This is a genomic window from Hydrotalea sp. AMD, from assembly GCF_004100315.1.
Taxonomy (GTDB): Bacteria; Bacteroidota; Bacteroidia; order Chitinophagales; family Chitinophagaceae; genus Hydrotalea; species Hydrotalea flava.
Genome location: NZ_SCKY01000063.1, coordinates 1 through 3637, shown reverse-complemented (window position 1 = coordinate 3637; position 3637 = coordinate 1). Strand labels below are relative to the sequence as shown.

Below are 3637 nucleotides of genomic sequence, written 5' to 3'. Positions count from 1 at the left end.
AAAAAAATGAATCAATGAAAATGATACAAACCTTTTATTTAGACCCTTCCAACAATATCACAAAAACATCTATGGGGTGGAAATTACCCTTTTATAATGTAATTAGTTGGACATTAAGCTGTTTACAATTGCATAAATATTATGATAATATATTACTCCATACAAACACAAGTTCAGCAAAGTTTTTTAATGATATACTGCAACTACCCTATAAAAATATTTACACATCGCATGATGATTTTATTATGTGCCATCATGATTTATGGGCATTACCCAAAATATATACCTATTTATTACAAAAGGGTCCATTTTTACATTTAGATGGAGATGTGATTATTTTTAAACCTTTCAGTGATTCTTTTCTCAACAAAAATTTGATGGCACAAAACATAGAAGAAGCAACTGAATATTATACATCTACACAAAATGATTTAATAAAACATTTCAGCTATTTCCCAATATCAGTAGAAAATGACTTCAATAAAAAAATTCCTATAAGAGCAATAAATGCCGGCATTATTGGCGGCAAAGATGTTGAATTTATTCATCAATTTTCAAAAACGGCTTTTGAATACGTTAAAAGAAACATAATGCACTTAAACAAAATAAATACAGAACGATTTAATGTTTTCTTTGAGCAACATTTATTTCTAACAATGGCGAAAGAAAAAAACAAAAAAATTTCATACTTATTTAATGAAAAGATAAACGATAATGAATATCAAAAAATTGGGAATATTCATGAAGTTCCTTGCCATCAAAATTATATACATCTATTAGGACATTTCAAACGAGATGAAAAAACCTGTTTATCTATGACTTTGAAATTACAGGAGTTATACCCTGACTATTTTTGTAAGATAATAAGATATTTTCATGACAATCATTTAAACCACCCTTATTCAAAATTATTGCATGAAACGAAAAATTTTTTTTTTAAAAAGTAAAAACATTAATTACTCATGTAGCACTCAAAATACAGATTATTTAATACACCCAATTTATACAATCGATCAAATCTCCTGCTTCAAGTTTCTAAAAAATTATATTTCAGAAACGATCAAAAGCAAAGTCGGAAAATCCATTATTATGAAAAACGATTTTGAATATTTCTCAAATTATATTCTTAATAGACTTAATAAATCTAACTGTTCTGTAAAGGATTTGTATATACGTGATTTAAATGCTCAAAAATGGTATTGTACATTATTTTCAGATTATGATAATTTTTATTGTAAACAATTAATTACTACAAATTCAAGTTTTATTTTTAAAAATAAATTTAACTGGGCAGAAATTTATAATGCACAGGTACGATTTGGAATCAGTTATTATGAAAATATTAAACTTAAAAGTGGAAAGTTTTTAAATCTTGTAGTTCAAGAAATAGATAATAATATCATTTCATTATATGATATAGATGAAATTGAATACAGGATTTATAAATTATTGAAAACAAAAAAATCAATTAATTATATTCTTTATAAATGTATGAAATACTTTAATGAACAAGTAGTAAATGAATATTATAAATTATACGAAGAACTAATTATAACAAACATCAAACAGCTGATTATAAAAAAGGCAATTAGGCCATTTTAACCGAATATGAAAAAAAGTTTTCCATTTTACAAACAATTAGATGCTATGGATTGTGGGCCTACCTGCCTTAGAATGATTGCAAAATATTACGGAAAAAACATCAGCTTAGATTACTTTAGAAAGAAAACACAATATGGCAAAGAGGGCGCTTCTTTATTGGGCTTAGCAGAGGCAGCAGAATCTATCGGATTCAGAGCCGTTGGTGCAAAATTAAGCTTTCAACAAATAATGGAAGACATTACCTTACCGGCAATATTGTATTGGGAGCAGGTCCATTTTGTGGTGTTAATACCAAAACCAAAAAAAAATAAAATATATATTGCTGACCCGGCTAAAGGTATTATTAGTTTAAAGAAAGAAGAGTTTTTAAATGCCTGGTTGTCTACAAATGAAGCAAGTAATGAAAAAGGAATTGCACTCATTTTAACACCTACAGAGCAATGGGATAATATATCAGAAAATGAAAATGAAAAATCAAAAGAGAAAATAATTAGTTGGTACACACTTTTACAATATACAAAAAAACATCAAGCATCGTTCATTCAGTTATTCATTGGGTTATTCATGGGAAGTTTGATACAACTGATATTCCCATACTTAACCCAAAGCATTGTAGATACAGGCATCAATACAAGAAATCTTAATTTTATTCAAATTGTTTTAGGTGCACAACTTATGTTGCTCTTTTCACAAACAATTGTTGAATTTATTAGAAATAAAATTTTATTATACATTAGTACAAATATAAATGTAATTTTACTTTCTGCCTATTGGGCTAAATTATTGAAATTACCAATGTCATTTTTTGACAGCAAACATCCGGGCGATATTTTACAAAGAATTAATGACCATCATAGAATTGAAAGTTTTTTAACAGGAAGTGCATTAAATACGCTTTTTAGTATTATTAATTTATTTATATTTTCAATTGTTTTACTCACATACAATACAAGTGTATTTGTGGTGTTTGGTTTGAGTAGTGTATTGTATTTGCTATGGATCAAGCTTTTCTTAAAAATTAGAAGATCATTAGATTACAAAAGGTTTGCTATTGCAGCTAAAGAAAACAATGCAACTATGCAATTGGTATATGGTATGCAGGAAATAAAACTTAACAATGCAGAACATAATTTTAGATGGGCATGGGAAGGTTTACAAGCGGGTTTATTTAAAATTAATTTTAAATCACTATCGCTAAACCAAACACAGCAAATAGGTGCATTTTTAATTAATCAGGGTAAAAACATCATTATAACATTTTTAGTTGCAAAATTAGTTATTGAAGGCAATTTAACATTGGGTGCTATGTTGGCAATACAATATATTCTTGGCCAGCTAAACAGTCCTGTTGAACAATTAATAGGATTTACACAACAGGCTCAGGATGCTAAAATTTCACTAGAAAGATTGAATGATATCCATCAATTGGAAGATGAAGAACCTACACAAAAAAATTATATTAATTACTTACCTGTAAATCATGATATAATTTTAAAAAATTTATCCTTCACTTATCCAGGAGCTGGGAACGAACCTGTATTGAAAAACATTTCACAAACCATTCCAAAAGGAAAAATTACAGCTATTGTGGGAATGAGTGGCAGCGGAAAAACCACCTTAATAAAATTATTACTTAAATTTTATGAGAATTATAATGGGGATATATATCTGGGGGATATGAATTTTAAAAATATTAGTGCTAAATTATGGAGGAGGAATTGTGGTGCAGTAATGCAAGAAAATTTTTTATTTAATGATACTATCAGAAAAAACATAACTATCACCGATGAAAATATACAATTCAATCAATTAACGCAAGCCTGTAAATCGGCCAATATTCTCTCTTTTATAGAATCTCTTCCATTAGGATTTTATACGAAATTAGGGGCAGAAGGTACTAATATTAGTGGAGGACAAAGACAAAGAATTGCTATAGCCCGTGTTATATATAAAGATCCAAAAATTATTTTTTTTGATGAAGCGACTAATGCCTTAGATGCCAATAACGAAAAAGAAATTTTAGAAAACCTGCAAA

Annotated in this window: 3 protein-coding genes; all 3 read left to right on the top strand. The window is 27.9% G+C overall.

All coding sequences use genetic code 11. The features are described from left to right. Positions 1-14 precede the first annotated feature (14 nt). Complete coding sequence (locus EO766_RS17850; protein WP_143439673.1) at positions 15-947, top strand: DUF6734 family protein; 933 nt, start codon at positions 15-17, stop codon at positions 945-947. 142 nt (positions 948-1089) lie between these two features. Further along, a complete protein-coding gene (locus EO766_RS17845) occupies positions 1090-1602 on the top strand; it encodes a hypothetical protein (protein WP_143439162.1) in 513 nt (170 codons plus the stop codon). A 6-nt stretch (positions 1603-1608) separates the two neighbouring features. Then, on the top strand, positions 1609-3637 hold a 2029-nt coding region (locus EO766_RS17840; RefSeq protein WP_287101737.1), incomplete at its 3' end, for a peptidase domain-containing ABC transporter.

What these genes read in the sequence shown, in the direction of transcription:
- EO766_RS17850 (WP_143439673.1), top strand. Translation starts at nt 15, where the DNA reads ATGAAAATGATACAAACCTTTTATTTAGACCCTTCCAACAATATCACA.
- EO766_RS17845 (WP_143439162.1), top strand. Translation starts at nt 1,090, where the DNA reads ATGAAAAACGATTTTGAATATTTCTCAAATTATATTCTTAATAGACTT.